We start from the raw sequence: 17,969 nt of genomic DNA on the forward strand, positions 1-17,969 counted from the left end.
GCGGTAGAACGATTAATCGCGACGCAGCCGGCGAGCCAGGCGGGTCCCCAGCGTCTGAATAAGCTGGACAATCACAATCAGCACCAGGGCGGTAGTGAGGGTGGCGAAAGCGTCGAAGCGCTGATAGCCATAGGTAATAGCCAGATCCCCGATTCCCCCGCCGCCCACTGTACCCGCCATGGCGGTGGCGCCGAGCAGACCGATGGTCGCCGTGGTGAGGGCCAGAATCAGCGATGCCGCCGCCTCCGGCAGCATAAAGTGCCAGACAGTCTGCAGGGGGGTTGCGCCCATGGCGTCCGCGGCCTCGAGGATCCCCTCATCCACCTCCAGCAACGAGCTCTCCACCAGCCGGGCAATATAGGGGGCGACAAAGACGATCAGCGGCACGATGGCTCCCGCGGTGCCGATAGTGGTGCCCACCAGCAGTCTGGTAAAGGGCAGGATCACAATCAGCAAAATGATAAACGGCAGCGAACGCAGCACATTAATCAGCGGATTCAGCGCCTGATGCACCACCGGGTTGGCCACGATGCCGCCGGGACGGCAAACCACCAGCACAATCCCTAACGGTACGCCGATCAGCGCGCCAAAGCCCAGCGAGACGGCGACCATAATCAGCGTGTCATGCAGCGCCAGCAGAAACTGATCGCCGGTAATGGCGGTATCAATAAGATCAAACATGGGTGATTTTCACTCCTGCATCGGCCAGATGGGTGATGGCGCGTTCGGTTTCGTCAGGCTCGCCGAGGAGCTGCACAATCATAAATCCCAGAATCCGGCCCTGAACTTCAGACATGCTGGCAAACAGGATATTCACCTCGACAGCATACTCGCGGATCAGGTGGTTAATAATCGGCTGCTGCGCCGTCGCGCCGACAAATTCGAGGCGTAAAGCCCGGGCGCCGTTATCGCGCTGCAGGAACGACGCCACCCGCTGCGGCAGGCGGTCGTGCACCACCGACTGCACGAAACTGGCAGTGACCGGATGCTGCGGCTGAGCAAAGAGATCAAAAACCGCCCCCTGTTCAACGATACGGCCCGCCTGCATCACCGCCACCTTGTGACAGATTTTCTGGATCACCGACATCTCATGGGTGATCAGTACGATGGTGATGCCATACCGACGATTAATCTCCTGCAAAAGCAGTAAGATCTGCACCGTAGTGTGGGGGTCGAGCGCCGAGGTGGCTTCATCGCACAGAAGGACCGACGGGTTGGTGGCCAGCGCCCGGGCAATACCGACCCGCTGCTTTTGTCCGCCCGATAGCTCATTAGGGTAGCTGTGGATTTTGTCGCTCAGATCGACGAACGCCAGCAGTTCCGCCACCCGCGCCTGGATAAAGGCCTTGTCGCGCCCCTGTAAAATCAGCGGGATGGCGATGTTATGGAAAACGGTTTTCGAATTCAGCAGATTAAAATTCTGAAAGATCATGCCGATATCTTTTTTGATGGCCTGCAGGCGCTGGCCGCTGCAGGCCTGTAGCGGCTCGCCGTTTAACAGTACCTCGCCCTCGCCAGGCGTTTCCAGACGATTAATCAGCCGTAATAAGGTGTTTTTTCCTGCCCCGCTGTAGCCAATAATGCCAAAAATATCGCCTCGCTCAATGCTGAGATTAATATCCTGCAAGGCCAGAATCGGATGTCCTTTCCTGGAAAAGCTTTTACTGACGTGGCGAAATTCTATCATCGCGTTATTCATTTTAAATAGTCAGGCAGCAGGTAACCATCATACTGCGGATGGCTGAGAATATATTTTTTGAACTCGGCCGAGTGGTAGCCATCGATAATATCTTTGGCAAACTGCGCCTTCTGATTTTTACCGGCGACGGTCACGACATTAATAAAATGGCTGGTGGCTGCTTCCAGCTTTAAGGCCGAGGTCAGGGACATACCGCTGGAAACGGCAAAATTGCCCTGAATCAGGCCATAGTCGACGTCCGGCAGAGCGCGAACCTGCTGGGCATTATCCATCTCTTTTAGGACAATTTTGTAAGGATTATCTACGATGTTACGCTGCGAAAAAGTGGCCGGATCGCTGTCTGGTTTAATTTTCACCCAGCCAAGGCTCTCCAGCACCAGTACCGCGCGATATTCATTTGACGGCTGGTTTGGTACCGACACGACGGTGCCCGCCGCCGGGGTCCCCAGGTTGGTCAGTTTCCCACCATACAGCCCCATCGGCGGCGTGGGGACCTGCACAATGCCCACGTTATCGATCCCCAGCCGCTCATTAATTGCTTTCAGATATACCGGATGCTGCATAATATTCGCTTCGATATCGCCGCGGGCTACCGCGTCATTCACCTGAATACCGTCGCCGAAATCCTTATATTCGATTTTATACCCTTTACTCAATAAATAGGGCGCGACGCCTTTCTCAAATTGTTCTTTATACGGCCCGGGGTTAAAGCCGACGCGGATAAGATGAGCGTCGGCGGCGGCATAAAAAGAGGTGGCCGACAACAGGGCGAGAGCGATCCCGCGCGCAACTGACTTGTTCATAAGGTATTTTCCTGGAGGGTTGGCGATATTGAACGATTAAATCACAGCCGACTGTGGGTTGTAAGCCAGAACGCCGAATTTCCTTTTGCTAATTCCTCATTAACTTTTGCTATACCGACATATCTTAAAAACAAGAATCTTTTGCGTATATTGTTATTTAGCCAGCCGCTATAAATCCCTTAAAGATGGTTAATTATTCGTGATTTAAACCGGGAATGTTATGCCTGATTTTACTGCTTCGCCGCTGGTGGACGCCCTGGAAGAGAATCTGTTCAGCCTGCTGGAAAAACTGGCCGCGGAGGTCAACACCGAAGCGCTGCCGCTGATCGATCTTTCCAGCGGCAGTCCGGATCAACCCACCCCGCCGGAAGTGATCGACTCGCTGCAGAGCGCTATTCATCGTCGTGAAAACCATGGCTACCCGTCGTTCTGGGGCAAACCACAGGTCCGCGAGGCGATCGCCCGGTTCTATCGCCGGCAGTATGATGTGGAACTCGATCCGCACAGCGAAGTCGCCGTGTTTCAGGGGTCGCATATCGGTATAGGCGGCATCCCGCGGGCGCTGCTCAGCCCCGGGCAATACCTCATCTCCACCGATCCCTGCTATCCGATTTACCGCTCGGCGGCGCTGCAGTCCCAGGCGGCGTTTTATGGCCTGCCGCTCGGGGCGGAGAACCATTTCCTGCCGGATTTTAACGATCTTCCCCGGGAAGTCGCTGACAAGGCCGGGCTGGTGGTGCTTAACTATCCGCATAATCCAACCGGCGCCCTCGCCACGCCGGCGCTGTTCGCCAGCGCGCTGCAGTTTGCTCGTCGTCACCAGGTGCCGATCCTCCATGATTTTGCCTATGCGGCCATCGGCAGCGCGGCCAGCGATGCGCCGCTGAGCCTCTTCTCCCAACCCGACGCCAAAGCATGGGGAGTGGAAACCTATACTTTTTCCAAGACCTTTAATATGGCCGGCTGGCGCTTCGGCTTCGCGGTCGGCAACGCCTCGATTATCCGGGCGTTTAAAAAGCTGCACACCCATAGCTACAGCACGGTGTTTGGCGCGATACAGGATGCGGCGATCGCCGCGCTCAACCTGCCGGCCGAACGGATTGCGCAGCTAACGGCGGTCTATCATCAACGTCGGGAGTGGGTTCTGCGTCGACTAGCCGCGCTGCGCTGGCCGGCGCGTGACGCACAAGGCACTTTCTTCCTCTGGCTCGGCGTGCCGCCCGGCTACCGTTCGCAGGAGTTTGCCCGTCTGCTGCTGCAGGAAGCGCATATTCTGGTGGCGCCGGGCACTGGTTTTGGCGCAGGGGGGGAAGGATTTATTCGCATCAGCCTGACCGCAGGGGACGAGGCGCTGAGCAACGCGCTGGACCGTCTTGCCCGGCTGGCGCTGTTTTAGTCCGCCGCCGGGAGAAGCAAAAACGCAACCCTGGCCGTCGGGGATTACCCGGCTGACGAGTCCATCACCGACAGCACGATTTTGCCCTCAAGATGCCCCTGCGCTGCTCGCTCATGCGCCATCTGCGCCTGCGCAAGGGGGAAAACGCTGTCAATTGCAACCTGGATGACCCCGGCGTCCAGCAGGTCGGCAAGCCGGGCGAGCTGCGCGCCGCTGGAGCGTACCTGGGTGGTGGAGACCGTCACTCCGCGCTGTCGCGCCTCTTCCGCCCCGGCAAAGCCGAGCGGAAAGATCGGGTACAGCGCGCCGCCGGGTCGCAGGGTACGCAAAAAACGGCCGCTGGCCGGCCCGCCCGGCGCATCAATGACCAGGTCCAGGTCACGCACCGTCTCTTCCACTGCGGTGGTTGTATAGTCGATAACGCTATCCGCGCCGAGCTGACGTAAAAAGGCTTCATGGCGGCCCGCGGCGGCGGCAATCACCTCGGCGCCCTGCCACTTTGCCAACTGCATGGCGAAATGACCGACTCCCCCTGCCGCGCCGTTGACCAGGACGCGTTTACCCGCCAGCGGCACCGGCCGATGCGGCCCCGGCTGCAGCGGATTCGCCACCTCATGCCCGGGATCGATCATGAACTGCCAGGCGGTCAGGAGCGACATCGGCACCGCGGCAGCCTGCTGATGGCTCAGGGTTAGGGGTTTGCGAGCGAGGTCGCTGACCGGCACGCTAACGTACTCGGCGTAAGCGCGGCTGCCCCCTGCCGCCCCTTCGGGAAAACGCGCCATAGCATACACTTCGTCGCCGACCGCCACCTCCCGGACGTCATCCGCCCGCGCCACCACCACCCCGGAGAGATCGGTCCCGAGGATCAAGGGAAAGCGGACCTCGGGCCGCCACTCCGGGGGCAGCTGTTGATAGCCATCGCGCAGATAGCTGTCCGGCGGGTTCACGCCCACCGCGTGCACCTGTACCAGTACTTCACCGGCCTGCAGGACCGGCATGGGCGCATCCTCATAGCTCAGGACTTCCGGCCCGCCAAAGGCGTGCTGTTGAACGGCCTTCATCATCTGCGTCGACATCGCTTTCTCCTCATATGGAAATGCGTTATATTTAACGGAGCACCGTTCCGAATATATGGAGCAGTGCTCCGATTGTCAAGGAACGCCAATGAGAGCTGATGCCAGAAAAAATTATGACCTGTTGATCGAGGTGGCCCGGGACGTCTTTGTGGAGCAAGGCGCTGAGGCCTCGCTGCGCGATATCGCCCGCCGGGCGGGCGTCGGAATGGGAACCCTCTATCGCCACTTTCCCAACCGCGACAGCCTGCTGGAAGCCCTGCTCCGCAGCCGCTTTGCGGCGCTAACCGCCCGGGCTGAGTCGCTTCTGCTCGCCGCCGATCCTGCCGCGGCGCTGCTGGAGTGGCTGGCCGAGAGCGTGGCGTTTACCCATCAGCATCGCGGGATCATCGCCCCGCTGATGAGCGCCATCGACGATCCTGAGTCCGCCCTGCACAGCGCCTGCATTGCCCTGCGCGCCGCCGGTACGTCGCTGCTTACCCGCGCGCAGCAGGCCGGGCTGGCACGGCCAGATCTCAGCGGAGAGGAGCTGTTCGATCTGATCGCCGCGCTTGCCTGGCTGCGGGAGCAACCGTCCCATGCCCCGCGCGCAGAGCGGATTTTAGCGGTGCTGGCCGACGCGATCCTGACTGCCGGCTAGCGGCGGCCGGTCACCGACGAGACAGCGCGCCTGGCGGGTAACCAGAACACCAGCCTTTAACGATCAAACGCCCAGCGAGCCCCGCTGGTCAGCGCCCGCTCGAAGGCGGGACGGCCGGGGCCTGCCAGCCAGCCGGCGAAGGTGTGCAGCTGCGGGTGCAGCTGGCGCAGGGCGTCGAGGTCGGCGTGCCCGGCCAGCCGCCCGTCGTCCACCAGCCCGGTCAGCTTGTGCAGAAAAGGACTGGCGGCCAGCACCTCGTCGGAAAATCGCGAATAGGGGATCGGCCGTCCCGCCGCCGCGGAGAATAACACCTCCAGCTGACGACCGGTCACGCTGTCGCTGGCGATCTCGAACGTCTTGCCGGCAAACCGCGCCGGCGCGGCAAAAACCGCCGCGACAAGATGGCCGATATCCTCCACCGCCAGCACCTGCATTCTCCCCTCCGGCAACATAAAAAATTGAAAACGACCTTCATCAAGGCCAAAACCAGGCAACACCAGCAGCTCCATAAAGGTGGCGGGCCGCACGATGGTCGCCGCCAGCGGCAGGCGGCGAATATGCCGTTCAATTTCCGCTTTGGTGTCATAATGCGCTACGCCGGTCGGCGTCTCCCCCGTCGCGCTGCCGGAGCTGTACACCAGATGCTTCACCCCGCACTCGACGGCGAGATCGGCGATGGTTATCCCGTAGCGTACCTCCTGCTCATCGGTCACCGTCCCTCCCGGCGAACTGGGCTGGACGCTGAAGACGCCGTCGACCCCGGCCATCGCCGACCGCATTGCCGCCCGGTCTTCAAAGGTACCCACGACCAGCTCGGCTCCCCGCGCCGCCAGCGCAGCGGCCCCGGCGGAGAAAGGATCCCTGACCAGCGCCCGAACCCGCCAGCCGCGGTGCAGCAGCGCCCGCGCCACCGAGCCGCCCTGCTGACCGGTGGCGCCAAAAACCAACACGGTTTGCGCATTATTCATCACTGTTCCCCTTATCTGCAGCCTGTTTCCCGGCCTCTCGCCAGCGATAGTCACCTTGCTTATCCTTCTCCAGCCAGCCGCAGGAAGGCCCGGCAAAATGCCCGGTGAACCATTGAGCATGATGGCTTGCCCCCCACGCCATCATCTCCCGTCGCGAGACTTCCGCCTGCCGGGGATCGCCGCAGAACGCTGAATTCCACTGCGGATGGGCAAACTGGATCGGGGAATGCAGAAGATCGCCGGAGAAACAGGCGTAGTCATCTCCAGCGGCGAGGACCAGCGCGGCATGGTCCGGACTGTGGCCGGGGGTGGGAATAAAGTCGATCCGTCCGCCGACCCGCGGCCGGGTCGCCACATCGACGGTCTCCAGCTGGCCGGCCTCAATCACCGGCAGCAGGCTGTCAAGCCACAGCGCCCGGTAGCGTTCGCTGTTTTTCACCCGCGACAGCTCTTTTGCCGAGCACAGATAGCGGGCGTTGGGAAACAGCGGCACCCAGCGATCGTCCTGCCAGACGGTATTCCATCCGACATGGTCGGTATGCAGGTGAGTCAGTAGCACCAGGGTCACGTCCTCCGGGTTCACCCCCGCGGCGCGGAGATTCTCCAGATACGGCGTGTTAAGTTGATGATAGAGCGGATTGCCGCCGCGCTCCCGACCATTGCCGGTGGCGGTATCGATAACAATCAGATCGTGGGGGGTCTGCACCACCCAGCTGTGGATTGACAGCGCAATCGGCTGAATAACGGCCTCCGCCTCCGCTACCGGGAACGCCTCTGGATAGAGCGCTGCCGGCTGCAGGGAAATCTCGCGCTCCGGCACTTTGAAAATCAGGCTATCGCCTGTCTGGTAAGTTTGCATCACTCCCTCCGCGCGCATTGCGCTGGTTGATTTATCGGGGTGATATTCACTATGCTGCCGGGATAACCCACATTCAAATTGATTATCATAATGAACAAAATCATTGAAAATGATTTTAGTCGTATCGATCTGAATCTGTTGACAGTCTTGATGGTGCTGTACCGCGAAGGGAGCGTCACCCGCACCGCAGAGGTGCTCCATCTTGGCCAGCCGGCTATCAGCGGGGCGCTGAAACGGCTGCGCGAGATGTTTGACGACCCGCTGTTCGTCCGCAGCGCCAGAGGCATGCTGCCGACGCCGCGGGCGCAAGCGCTGATGACCGACCTGCAGCCGCTGATGGAAAACCTGCATTCGGCGATGTTTGGCGCCGCAGAGTTCGTCCCGGCGCGCGCGCAGCAGCTTTTTCGCATCGGCCTCAGCGACTGGAGCGAACACTGGCTGATGCCCCCGCTGTTACCCGGGCTGATGCAGGAGGCGCCCGGAGTCTCACTGCAGTCGATAGCCGCCGACCCCTTCCAGGTTCGCCAGTTGCTGGAGGAGGAGCGCATTGATGTCGCGGTGTCTGTCAACAAACAGAGCCGTGGGGAGATCGTCAGCGAGCCGGTGATGTCCATGGGAGTCACCACCCTGTGGTCGCCGCAGCAGATCCCCTGCCGCGGTCCGCTGTCGGTGAGCGACTTTGTCGCCTGGGAACATGTGATGGTGGCCTATCGCGAAACCGGCCACGGTGAAATTGACCGCCAGCTCGCCAGCCAGGGGCTCGCGCGGCGCGTGCGCTTTGCCACGCAGAATTTCTCCACCTTTCCCCTGCTGCTGACCACCCTGCCGCTGTTCGCCACCGTCCCGCAGGGGCTGGCGCAGCGCTGGCAGGCGCAGTATGCGCTGCGCGCGGACGCTCCGCCGGTAGCGTATCCGGAATTTACGCTGTGCATTTTGCGGCACAAACGGCGGGCGCAGGATCCGGCGCTGAACTGGCTGGTGACGAAGTTAAAACAGGCCATGCGCGGCCAATAACCGGGCCGATGCCCCGGCATCAGGCCTCGCTGTGCGGGGGTTGCAGCACACGCCTGCTCCAGTCATAAAACGCGCGCACCGCCGGCGGCAGATAGCGGTTTTGCGGATAGACCAGCGACAAGGGAAGATCAGAAGCGGCCTGCTCCAGACAGGCGACCAGCGCCCCGCTCTGCAGATAAGGTTGCGCCAGATAGCTGGCGACGCGGATCAGGCCCAGCCCCTGAATGCCGGCCTGAATGTAGGCATCGGTATCGTCGACCACCAGCGTCTCCCGCATGCGGATCGCGCAGTCGCCTTCATCGAGGGAGAAAAGCCAGTCGATGGTCCGCCCGGTACGGTGATTCAGGTAGCCCACCGCCCGATGCTGGTGCAGTTCGTCGATGCTCTGCGGCCGGCCGTGGGCCGCGAGCCAGGCCGGCGAGGCGAGGACCATCCAGCGGTAGCGGGCCAGAGGACGCGCCACCAGGGTGGTGGAATCTTCGATCCGCCCGGTACGGATCACGCAGTCGAATCCCTCCTGAATAATATCTTCCACGTTGTCGCTTGAGCAGAGGATCAGCTCCAGGTCGGGATACTGCTGCAAAAACTCGCCGATCCTCGGCAGAATGCAGTGGCGGGCAAGGGATTGCGGCATCCCTACCTTGAACCGCCCGGCGGGCTGAGCCGAGCGCCCGGGAAAGGAGGCTTCCATCGCCGCCATCTCGGCCAGCAGCCTTTTACACTCCTCATAATACCGGCGACCCTCCGCCGTCACGCTGAGCTTGCGGGTGGTGCGCTGGAGAAGCTGCGCCCCGAGCCAGGCTTCCAGCTCCTTCACCACCCGCGATACCGTGGAGCGCGGCTGCCCGAGCACCTCCGCCGCGCGGGCGAAGCTGTGGGCATCCACGACCGCAACATAGACCTGCATGGCATCCAGTTTGTCCATTTCGTTACCTCCCCCCCGGCGCTAATTATCCCAATATTACGAACAGTCTAACCCGAAACGCTGTACTTATCGAATGTCGACCGTCCCCTACACTGAGCCTGTAGCCCGTCAACACAAGGCTTAACTGAGCAAGGAGTTAAAATGAAAACTGATAATTTTAATCATGCGGAAAAGGTATTGGTGCTGGGAGCGGGACAACTGGGCGCCGCCGTTCTTGATGCGCTGGTGCCTGCGGTAATCGAGCGCCAGGGCACGGTCTCGGTCATCGTCTCGCCGGCGGCCTGGGATGAAGCCGGCCAGCTGCGGTCGGCAAACCATCAGGCGCTGGCCGACGCCGGAGCCACCTTCCTCGCCGTAGACATCGCCGGTAGCGCCATGGAGACGCTGGCCGATCAGTTTCGCGGATTCACCACCGTGATTAACTGCATGGGGTTTGTCGCCGGTCCGGGGACACAGCTGAAAATTACCCGCGCGGTGCTGGCGGCCGGGGTACCCCGCTATTTTCCCTGGCAGTTTGGCGTCAATTACGATGTGGTAGGCAAAGGCAGCGGTCAGCCGGTCTGGGACGAGCAGTACGATGTCCGGACCCTGCTGCGCGCGCAGCGGGCCACGGAGTGGGTCATTGTCTCCACCGGGATGTTTACCAGCTTTCTCTTCGAACCAGACTTCGATGTAGTGAATTTATCCAACCGAACCCTTCACGCCCTTGGCAGCTGGGATACCCAGGCGACCGTCACCTCACCGGCGGATATTGGCCGCCTGACCACGGCGATTTATCTGCATCAGCCGCGGATCGTCAACGAGGTGGTGTTTGTTGCCGGCGAAACGACCTCTTACCGGCAGTTGGCGGATACCGTGGAGCGCGTAACGCAGCAGACGTTCAGCAAAGCCGTCCACACCCTGCCCGCCCTGCTGGAGCAGCTGCGGACAAACCCGGATGACGCCATGCTGCGCTATCGCGCCGCCTTCGCCCGGGGGGATGGCGTGTGGTGGCCGATGGGCGACACCTGGAATGCCCGCCACCAGCTGCCGACCCAGGACATTGCCGGCTGGCTGCAGACCGCGCGCTGATTTTCTCTCACAGGACAGAATGACGATGAACAAGTTAATTCCACTGATCGTATTGAGTTGTCTGCTGCCCCTGGCGGCAAATGCCAGAACCATCACCGCCACCGGCGATACCCTGGACCATGCGGAGAGCAAAATCCGCCAGCAAGCCGCCCGCGAGGGCGCGACTACCTATCGCATCACTGAAGCGCGAATGGGCAACAAAGTGCATATCACGGCGAAAATCGCGGACTAAAGCACCGGCGTCAGGCTCAGGGATGAGCTGCCGGCAGCCCGCGCGCCAGGTCAGGCGCTCATTTTTTCCCGTCGACGATCGCGGCCCGGCGGCGCGCCATACAGGCGAGCGTATTCCCGGGTGAACTGCGACACGCTGATATAGCCCACCTCCCCGGCAGCCTGCGCAATACTCATCCCTTCCGCCAGCATCAGGCGGCGGGCGTGGATCAGGCGTAACTGCTTCTGAAACTGCAGCGGCGACAGCGTGGTCATGGCGCGGAAATGACGGTGAAAGACAGAGACGCTCATCCCGGCGGCGTCGGCCAGCGCGTCGACGCTGACTGGCTGCATAAAATCCCGGCGCAGCATCGCCACCGCCCGACGGATCCGCGCCGAATGGCTGTCTACGGCGCCCAGCGCCCGGATGGCCGGCCCATGGACACTCTGCAACAGCCAGTAATGCAGCTCCCGCCGCAGACCTTCCCCCAGCACCGCCAGCGCCCCCGGTTGATCAAACAGCCTTGCCAGCCGGTAAGCGGCATCCGTCACATCGGCGTTCATCGGTTCGATACCAACGCGGGGCGCCTCATCCGGCCCTGACGGCCCGGCCTCCTGCAGCTCGCGCAGGATAGCCAGGTCCAGCTCCAGCACCAGCGCGTAATAGGGAAAACGCTGACTGGCCTCGGTGATCTGGCTGGTAGTGGGAACATCCGCGGCAATCACCATCGCCTCGCCCGGACCATAGTCAAAGCTGGCCAGGCCGGTGGTCACGCTCTTACGCCCCTGGAGCAGCATGGCCACCAGCGGCCTGGCGATAGCCGCCTGCAGGTCACCAGGATGCAGGGCCCGCACCAGAGTAATACCGGGAACCGGGGTAACTGCCACCCCGCTACTATCGACATGAGCATCGGCAAACCGGCGGCAGAGATCGAACAGAGCGTCGCGCATAAGATCCTTTCAGGCAAGTTTTAAAGCCTGAGTATGCGCTATTTCCCGGCAAAAGGGAGTGAACGGAGAGAAATGGGCAAAAAATAACAAGGATTGGGCAACCCGGCCCGGTGAGCCTCTCCTATTGTAAGGACTCCACATACCAGAGAGGACCGAACATGACTAAAATTGCACTTATTACCGGCGCCAACCGCGGCCTTGGCCGTCAGACTGCACTGGATATCGCCCGCCAGGGTGGGGATGTCATCGTCACCTACCGCGGCAGTCTCGAACAGGCGGAAGCGGTGGTCGCCGACATCCGCGCCCTGGGCCGCAAGGCCATCGCCCTACCGCTGGATATGGCGCAAACCGCCAGCTTCCCGGCCTTCGCCGACAGCCTCGGCAGCGCGCTGGCCAGCGTCTGGGGGCGGGCCACTTTCGACCACCTGATCAATAACGCAGGGCACGGCGAATTCGCCCCGCTGGCCGAAACGCGCGAAGCGCAGTTCGACGGGCTGTTTAACGTCCACGTTAAGGGGGTATTTTTCCTCGTACAAACCCTGCTGCCGCTGCTGGCAGACGGCGGGCGGATCGTTAACTTTTCCTCCGGGCTGACCCGCGTCTCCTATCCTGGCTTCTCCGCCTACGCCGCCGCCAAAGCGGCTGTGGAGATGCTGAGCGTGTATATGGCCCGCGAGCTGGGCGGGCGCGGCATCACCGTCAATACCATCGCCCCCGGCGCTATCGCCACCGATTTTGGCGGTGGGCTGGTGCGGGACGACGCAGAGGTAAACGCGCAGTTTGCCGCCATGACGGCGCTGGGACGGGTGGGCGTTCCCGAGGATATTGGGCCGATGATCGCCAGCCTGCTACGCGACGATAACCGCTGGGTGACCGCCCAGCGGATCGAGGTGTCGGGCGGACAAACCATCTGACGACTCAGGCTGGCAGGATGCGCTCCAGCGCCAGGCCTGCCAGCCGCACGGTCTCCAGAAGACGCGGCAGACTATCCCCTTCCCGCGCTTTCGCCGACAGGCCAAGCATCAGCGTATCCATATAGTCAGTCACCCGCAGCGCGTCCTGCGGGCGATGGCGGGCGATATACTGCTGGATTTTGGCTCTTGCCGCAGCATGCCATTCGCCTGCCGCCACCCGGGCATCAGCATCCTGACAATGTACCCCCTCCAGCACCAGGCAGCCGGCGGCGGCCGGATCGGCCACATAGCGGCGAGCCGCCTCCTGCAGTACGGCGATGAGCGACGCCGCCACCGGCTGGTCGTCTCGCAGCAGGGCATCGATGGGAATGGCCCCGATCTGGCTGTAGCGCTGCAGGACGCGGGTATACAGCCCGAGCTTGCTGCCGAAAGCGGCATAAAAGCTCGGGGGATTGATGCCGAAAGCGTGGGTCAGATCGGCCACGCTCACCGCGTCGTAGCCTCGCGCGTGGAAGAGGCGTTGCGCCGTTTCAATGGCCTGTTCCGCATCAAACTGGCGGGGACGTCCCGGAGTACGCCCTTGTTTTGTAGTGGTCACTATATTAATCCTTGACAGCCTGTTTAGCCGCAGCATATTGTAATCATCACTACAATATCATGAGGTGTGGGATATGACAGCGTTTCACAACAAATCAGTGCTGGTTTTAGGCGGGAGTCGGGGAATTGGCGCGGCGATCGTCAGGCGTTTTGTCGCCGATGGCGCGTCGGTGGTGTTTAGCTATTCCGGTTCGCCGGAAGCGGCCGAGCGGCTGGCGGCAGAGACCGGCAGCACGGCGGTGCAAGCGGACAGCGCCGATCGCGATGCGGTGATAAGCCTGGTCCGCGACAGCGGCCCGCTGGACGTGTTAGTGGTCAATGCCGGGATCGCGCTTTTCGGTGACGCTCTCGAGCAGGACAGCGATGCCATCGATCGCCTGTTCCGCATCAATATTCATGCCCCCTACCATGCCTCCGTCGAAGCGGCGCGCCGCATGCCGGAAGGCGGGCGCATTATTGTCATCGGCTCGGTCAATGGCGATCGCATGCCAGTGCCGGGAATGGCGGCCTATGCGCTCAGCAAATCGGCCCTGCAGGGGCTGGCGCGCGGCCTGGCGCGGGATTTTGGCCCGCGCGGCATCACGGTCAACGTCGTCCAGCCCGGCCCAATTGATACCGACGCCAACCCGGAGAACGGCCCGATGAAAGAGCTGATGCACAGCTTTATGGCCATTAAGCGCCATGGCCGTCCGGAAGAGGTGGCGGGAATGGTGGCGTGGCTGGCCGGTCCGGAGGCGTCGTTTGTCACTGGCGCCATGCACACCATCGACGGAGCGTTTGGCGCCTGATACCTCAGGGCGGCGATGCGCGCTTTGCACCGCCGCCGCGGGGACGTCATCGCCTGTCAGGGATCTTCAGGCCAGGCTGTCTACCGCCATAAAAAAGCGATCTTCGGTAAGTATAAGCCGCGCTTCCGGGGGCTGGTGCGCCTTGCGGATCATCCAGCCCTCCTCCGGGGCCAGGCTCAGATAAAACACCTCCCGGGATCCCGCGCCGTCGGGCGCCTCAAGACTCAGGGTCACGATCCCCTTTTCCACGCCATCCAACAGCTGCTGCGGCACGATATTGACGCTGCGCTCGCCGTTTTGCAGACGAATGGCCGGGATATCGTAGCGGCAGATGCCGCTGTTGAGGCTGTAGCCAAGGGTACTCAGGTCGTGGAGATGGCGGGTCGAAATCACCACCTCAATACCGGTTCCATCAAACCACTGACTTATCTGCTGAGCCAGCTCCGCCATCTGCTGACGAAACCTGGCGATATCCGCGGCGGCCGACCCGTCGAGGGCCGCTGTCCGCCGCGGATTTTGCTGTTGCTGCAGTTTCTTAAAAAAACGTTCCCTCGCTGTCACGTTATCTCCCTGTGCTGTGATGAAACCGGTTGGGCTGGATGAAGATGGTTATCGCCCGTTCGCTGGTTACGAAGATTGAGGGCGAACTGGCGCGATGGCCCCGCCGCAAGTGTTTGTTTTTTTTACGTTACTTCGCCGCTTCAGGCCTGAGCCGTAGCTGGTTGTGTTCGGCGGTGAAAATGCGCGGCTTGTCCGGATCCAATTCCTCACGCGCCAGCACCTGCTTCCAGGTATTTCTTTGTGTGTCCGGATGGCGGAACAGGCCGACAACCGCCACGAACGTCGCCTCCGCTTCCAGCGGCATATTCAGACTGGCGTCCCCTCCGGGACCGATCACCACATCGCGACTGGCGAGGAGATCGGCGGCGAGCAGAATATCCCCCTCCTCCAGCAGCTGCTGGTAAACCAGCCGGTCAAAGGTCTGGCGATCTTTAAGCTGATAGATGCGCACCACCACCGGTTCAGAGAGCGAGTGATTCTCTCTGGCATCGGTGTTGAGCGCTTCGCGCGCGGTAAAGTCCAGATGCAGCGTATTAATTTTCTTATAAAAAACGGCGTTGAAGGCAGACTTTGTTCCCTCCGAGACGCGCTGGGTGAGTCCGCATCCGCTCAGGCAAAGCGCAAGCAGGGGCAGCAGACAGGCGGTTTTAGTCAAACTTATACGTAACACGTCGGTTTCCTTGTAGAAAGGTGGCAGGCTGCAGGCCCGTATAGGTACCCAGCTCGGTGGTAAAGGTCTGAGGAATATCGTCCTCACTCTCGCCCTCACCCACGCCCAGCACGCCGTTCATACCGAGCCAGAACGGCTCGTCCCCCAGCGGCGGGACAGCCAGCAGTCGGGTCGGCGCGGTCAGGGTGATGTTGGCCCGGAATCGCCAGCCGAGGTATACCCGCAGCAGGATGAGAAAGTCCCGAAACAGCGGGCCGTCAGGCTTCCAGCCCTGCGCCTCCGCGGGATTGTCGGTGGTAAGGGCGACGAGGAGCTGGCTGCTGGCATCCATCGCTTCGTCACCCAGCGGCGTATTGCCGTCCAGGAAGAAGTCGTCATCGCCGTAAAACCCCAGCGGCTGGCTGATCGCCACCGGACGCAGGCTGTACGGGCTCACCCTGACGGTGGTCTCCGGGGCCAGCAGGGTGACCAGCGCCTGGATCCCCTGCTGGGTTTTGCCCGGCTGACGCAGCACGCCGGTTAGCGCCAGAAAGCGCGACGCCGGCGAGGCGATATGCTGCGTCGTGCCGGGGATGCCCAGCCCCGCCAGGCCCAGTAGCGACTGCGAGAGACGATCGGTGCCGCCGGGCTCAAAGGTGGCGGGCCAGGAGTATTTCCGCCAGATGCGGTAAAACTGCGTCATGATCCGGTGGCTGAAGATATCCAGTAAGCCCTGCAGCGCTTCATGCCCTTCCCTGTGCTGGGCGATATCATCGAGATATGCCGTCGGGAGCGGCGAATCGACACCGTACAACCCCATAAAGGTGGTGCGAATGACCGGCGGCCTGCTGTCATCGGCCTCATCGTATTCCACGGCTTTCAGTTCGCTAGCGGGAAATCCCATTCCCGGATGCGGGTAAAAACGCACCGGATCGTCAGCCGGATGGCTGGTTCCCCCCATCAGCGGTTGGCCGGGACGCCGTTTTTCCAGAAGCTGGCAGAAGCGGTAAAAATTGATCCGCGGCAGGTCGGCCTCCAGTCGCGGGGTCAGCCGGGAATGCGGCGGCTGTGCTTCTCTTCCCATTCCAGTCGTTCTCCGGTTGGTTGCAGAATGATAATCAGGCGGTTGAACAAGTAGATGTCGGTGTAGAGCGCGAAGAAGCGGCTAAGCATCTCGCCAAACAGGCATATATCACCTCGTCCGGCAAAGCCGTGACTGTCGAGGGTGACTTCAATCTGTACGCCGCGCACCAGATGGCCCTGTGCAAAGCGCTCTGTTGCGCGGTGCTTCACGTCGAGGATGGCTTCCAGACGCCGACGATTCATCTCGCTTTCGGTCCATTCATACAGCGCCAGGGTGCCGCGCAGGACCTCCGCGTTATCCATCAGGGAAAGAAAACTGCTGCCCAGATGGCTCAGCACCCGCCAGTGAAAACGGTCCTGGGCGGGGGGATAGCACGGCAGCGTCGGCGCGCAGAGGTTACGCACTGCAATACTGGCGGAAGTGGTTTTCATCACCGTATCGAGCACGGTGCTCTGCAGCGCGCGACGCGGCAGCTGGCCGTTGGTTCCGGTGAGGGTCAGCGACAGGCTTTCATCTTCCGGTACGGTATGATTATCAAAGGCTTCTCCGCCGACGATAAGCCAGGTGTTGTACAGCCCGGAGGGGCCACGGCGCACCCGGGTATGATAGTAATAGTCCGCCGCGTCATGACGCATCATGCCGCCTTTGTGGCGAAAACTTGAGAACGGCGCGTAAACCTGCTGGTGTGAGGAGATCACGGAATCGACGGTGTAAATTTCGGTGTGGCCGTCCTGCACGCGCATCGGGCGCAGCGGGTATTCGGTCTGCAGGGAATTGATGGTCAGCGGATCGGACTCCAGCGGAAACAGGTTGATCACTGGCACGCAGTGCAGGCGCAGCTGCTTTTCGCTGAAGCGGAAGTCATGTTCCCAGCGTTCCGCCAGCACGACGTCGATTTCAAACCACGCCAGTCCGGCCGGAAAAGCCACCGTCTCCAGCCCGCGCAGATCGATGAACATGAACTTTTCGCGGAAGGTAAAATACTCCAGCAGCAGCTGGTAACCGCGAAAACTGCGGCCATCTTCAGGCCAGAGGCCGTCATCCTCGCCAAATCCCAGCGCGCTGAAATACCCGTCCAGCGGCCTTCTGTCCACCTCATCGGGCATGCGCAGCCACATCCGGGCCACATTGAGGGTAAAGGCCTCGTGCATGGCGCAGGCCAGCGGCGCATCGGCGTTGCAGTACAGCGGGATATGACTGAGATCGACCCGGCGCCAGTCCGTCAGCTGGCTGCAGGTAAAGCGCAGCGTGATCACCGACCGGCCATCCGTATCGGTGGCCAGCTGGACGCGTTCCAGGGATAACGGCTGCGGAGCGATCGCTTTGGTGGTGGTGTACCGGCAGCGCGTGCCCTTTTCACCGATCGGCCGGGAAAGCACTTCAAAACCTTTGCCTATCGTCATCGATTCTTTCATTTCCGGCCAGTCGGGGGTGAACTCCACGACCGACATCGAGGGAATGGTACGTAAATAATGTGGCCACAGCAGACTGACCACGCCTTCGGTCAGCTCAGGCAGATCGTCATCGAGTTTCTCGCGCATGCGGCCCATCAGGAAGGCAAAACCTTCAAACAGGCGCTCGACAAAGGGGTCGCGGGCGCCCGCTTTGTCGAGATTGAGCATTGCCGCCTGCTCAGGATGAGCGCGGGCAAACTCTTCACCCGCTTCCAGCAGGTAGCGCATTTCAGCGTCGTAATAACGCAGGGTTAAATCGTCCATAAATCACCAGAAGAAGTAATAGCTTTCAGATATGCAGAGAACCGCA

20 protein-coding genes are annotated in these 17,969 nt (G+C 61.4%); 7 read left to right on the plus strand and 13 right to left on the minus strand.

What is annotated here, in order from left to right; translation table 11 throughout:
- Window positions 1-12 precede the first annotated feature (12 nt).
- The 3 genes from HMPREF1024_RS09265 to HMPREF1024_RS09255 are packed head-to-tail and all read right to left on the minus strand — an operon-like array spanning window position 13 to window position 2,502.
- The gene (locus HMPREF1024_RS09265) at window positions 13-681 is read right to left on the minus strand and encodes a methionine ABC transporter permease (protein ID WP_002902397.1); all 669 of its coding nucleotides are present in this window, start codon (window positions 679-681) and stop codon (window positions 13-15) included.
- Window positions 674-1,687, minus strand: a complete 1,014-nt coding sequence (locus HMPREF1024_RS09260) for a methionine ABC transporter ATP-binding protein (RefSeq protein ID WP_032451397.1) — start codon at window positions 1,685-1,687, stop codon at window positions 674-676. Before HMPREF1024_RS09260 ends, HMPREF1024_RS09265 begins: the two co-directional genes overlap by 8 nt.
- An 8-nt stretch (window positions 1,688-1,695) precedes the next feature.
- Window positions 1,696-2,502, minus strand: a complete 807-nt coding sequence (locus HMPREF1024_RS09255; RefSeq protein ID WP_009309024.1) for a MetQ/NlpA family ABC transporter substrate-binding protein — start codon at window positions 2,500-2,502, stop codon at window positions 1,696-1,698.
- A 220-nt stretch (window positions 2,503-2,722) separates the two neighbouring features.
- On the opposite strand from HMPREF1024_RS09255, the gene HMPREF1024_RS09250 reads away from it, so the two are divergent.
- The gene (locus HMPREF1024_RS09250; RefSeq protein ID WP_009309025.1) at window positions 2,723-3,898 is read left to right on the plus strand and encodes an aminotransferase class I/II-fold pyridoxal phosphate-dependent enzyme; all 1,176 of its coding nucleotides are present in this window, start codon (window positions 2,723-2,725) and stop codon (window positions 3,896-3,898) included.
- Window positions 3,899-3,942: 44 nt separating this feature from the next.
- On the opposite strand, the gene HMPREF1024_RS09245 is transcribed toward HMPREF1024_RS09250, so the two are convergent.
- Window positions 3,943-4,977: an NADP-dependent oxidoreductase gene (locus tag HMPREF1024_RS09245; protein WP_009309026.1), complete on the minus strand. Its 1,035-nt coding sequence runs from the start codon at window positions 4,975-4,977 to the stop codon at window positions 3,943-3,945.
- 88 nt (window positions 4,978-5,065) lie between these two features.
- Here HMPREF1024_RS09245 and HMPREF1024_RS09240 point away from each other — a divergent pair, with 88 nt between their 5' ends.
- A complete protein-coding gene (locus tag HMPREF1024_RS09240) occupies window positions 5,066-5,614 on the plus strand; it encodes a TetR/AcrR family transcriptional regulator (protein WP_009309027.1) in 549 nt (182 codons plus the stop codon).
- A 56-nt stretch (window positions 5,615-5,670) separates the two neighbouring features.
- Here the strand turns inward: HMPREF1024_RS09240 and HMPREF1024_RS09235 are convergent, their stop codons facing one another.
- Both HMPREF1024_RS09235 and HMPREF1024_RS09230 read right to left on the minus strand, forming a co-directional pair.
- Window positions 5,671-6,582 carry an NmrA/HSCARG family protein gene (locus tag HMPREF1024_RS09235; RefSeq protein WP_009309028.1) on the minus strand — a complete coding sequence of 304 codons (912 nt, stop codon included), beginning with the start codon at window positions 6,580-6,582 and terminating at the stop codon, window positions 5,671-5,673.
- On the minus strand, window positions 6,575-7,444 hold the full coding sequence (locus tag HMPREF1024_RS09230) for an MBL fold metallo-hydrolase (protein ID WP_020324664.1): 870 nt from the start codon (window positions 7,442-7,444) through the stop codon (window positions 6,575-6,577). Before HMPREF1024_RS09230 ends, HMPREF1024_RS09235 begins: the two co-directional genes overlap by 8 nt.
- Before the next feature lie 87 nt (window positions 7,445-7,531).
- Between HMPREF1024_RS09230 and HMPREF1024_RS09225 the strand changes: the two genes are divergently transcribed.
- On the plus strand, window positions 7,532-8,455 hold the full coding sequence (locus HMPREF1024_RS09225) for a LysR family transcriptional regulator (protein WP_009309029.1): 924 nt from the start codon (window positions 7,532-7,534) through the stop codon (window positions 8,453-8,455).
- A gap of 19 nt (window positions 8,456-8,474) precedes the next feature.
- On the opposite strand, the gene HMPREF1024_RS09220 is transcribed toward HMPREF1024_RS09225, so the two are convergent.
- Window positions 8,475-9,380: a LysR family transcriptional regulator gene (locus HMPREF1024_RS09220; protein WP_004190483.1), complete on the minus strand. Its 906-nt coding sequence runs from the start codon at window positions 9,378-9,380 to the stop codon at window positions 8,475-8,477.
- A gap of 141 nt (window positions 9,381-9,521) precedes the next feature.
- On the opposite strand from HMPREF1024_RS09220, the gene HMPREF1024_RS09215 reads away from it, so the two are divergent.
- Together HMPREF1024_RS09215 and HMPREF1024_RS09210 are read left to right on the plus strand one after the other, a co-directional pair.
- Window positions 9,522-10,451: an aromatic alcohol reductase gene (locus tag HMPREF1024_RS09215; RefSeq protein ID WP_009309030.1), complete on the plus strand. Its 930-nt coding sequence runs from the start codon at window positions 9,522-9,524 to the stop codon at window positions 10,449-10,451.
- A gap of 25 nt (window positions 10,452-10,476) precedes the next feature.
- The gene (locus tag HMPREF1024_RS09210) at window positions 10,477-10,683 is read left to right on the plus strand and encodes a DUF1471 domain-containing protein (RefSeq protein ID WP_004179576.1); all 207 of its coding nucleotides are present in this window, start codon (window positions 10,477-10,479) and stop codon (window positions 10,681-10,683) included.
- Between the two features lie 50 nt (window positions 10,684-10,733).
- Here the strand turns inward: HMPREF1024_RS09210 and HMPREF1024_RS09205 are convergent, their stop codons facing one another.
- On the minus strand, window positions 10,734-11,612 hold the full coding sequence (locus tag HMPREF1024_RS09205; protein ID WP_004151595.1) for an AraC family transcriptional regulator: 879 nt from the start codon (window positions 11,610-11,612) through the stop codon (window positions 10,734-10,736).
- 158 nt (window positions 11,613-11,770) lie between these two features.
- Between HMPREF1024_RS09205 and HMPREF1024_RS09200 the strand changes: the two genes are divergently transcribed.
- Window positions 11,771-12,526, plus strand: coding sequence for an SDR family NAD(P)-dependent oxidoreductase (locus HMPREF1024_RS09200; RefSeq protein WP_004151596.1), 756 nt, complete (start codon window positions 11,771-11,773; stop codon window positions 12,524-12,526).
- 4 nt (window positions 12,527-12,530) lie between these two features.
- On the opposite strand, the gene HMPREF1024_RS09195 is transcribed toward HMPREF1024_RS09200, so the two are convergent.
- Window positions 12,531-13,124 carry a TetR/AcrR family transcriptional regulator gene (locus HMPREF1024_RS09195; RefSeq protein WP_004212337.1) on the minus strand — a complete coding sequence of 198 codons (594 nt, stop codon included), beginning with the start codon at window positions 13,122-13,124 and terminating at the stop codon, window positions 12,531-12,533.
- A 73-nt stretch (window positions 13,125-13,197) separates the two neighbouring features.
- Between HMPREF1024_RS09195 and bdcA the strand changes: the two genes are divergently transcribed.
- Window positions 13,198-13,911 carry an SDR family oxidoreductase gene (gene bdcA / locus HMPREF1024_RS09190; protein WP_009309031.1) on the plus strand — a complete coding sequence of 238 codons (714 nt, stop codon included), beginning with the start codon at window positions 13,198-13,200 and terminating at the stop codon, window positions 13,909-13,911.
- A 66-nt stretch (window positions 13,912-13,977) separates the two neighbouring features.
- Here the strand turns inward: bdcA and HMPREF1024_RS09185 are convergent, their stop codons facing one another.
- From HMPREF1024_RS09185 to tssF, 4 genes are all read right to left on the minus strand, one after another.
- Entirely contained in the window at window positions 13,978-14,472 is a 495-nt protein-coding gene (locus HMPREF1024_RS09185; RefSeq protein WP_009309032.1) for a hypothetical protein, read from the minus strand.
- A gap of 127 nt (window positions 14,473-14,599) precedes the next feature.
- Complete coding sequence (gene tssJ / locus HMPREF1024_RS09180) at window positions 14,600-15,142, minus strand: type VI secretion system lipoprotein TssJ (RefSeq protein ID WP_004176417.1); 543 nt, start codon at window positions 15,140-15,142, stop codon at window positions 14,600-14,602.
- On the minus strand, window positions 15,120-16,205 hold the full coding sequence (gene tssG / locus HMPREF1024_RS09175) for a type VI secretion system baseplate subunit TssG (protein ID WP_004176418.1): 1,086 nt from the start codon (window positions 16,203-16,205) through the stop codon (window positions 15,120-15,122). Before tssG ends, tssJ begins: the two co-directional genes overlap by 23 nt.
- The gene (tssF, locus tag HMPREF1024_RS09170; RefSeq protein WP_009309033.1) at window positions 16,169-17,923 is read right to left on the minus strand and encodes a type VI secretion system baseplate subunit TssF; all 1,755 of its coding nucleotides are present in this window, start codon (window positions 17,921-17,923) and stop codon (window positions 16,169-16,171) included. The genes tssG and tssF overlap by 37 nt, the downstream gene beginning before the upstream one ends.
- Window positions 17,924-17,969 lie beyond the last annotated feature (46 nt).

The organism is Klebsiella sp. 4_1_44FAA (genome assembly GCF_000238715.1).
In the GTDB taxonomy this organism is placed as follows: domain Bacteria; phylum Pseudomonadota; class Gammaproteobacteria; order Enterobacterales; family Enterobacteriaceae; genus Klebsiella; species Klebsiella pneumoniae.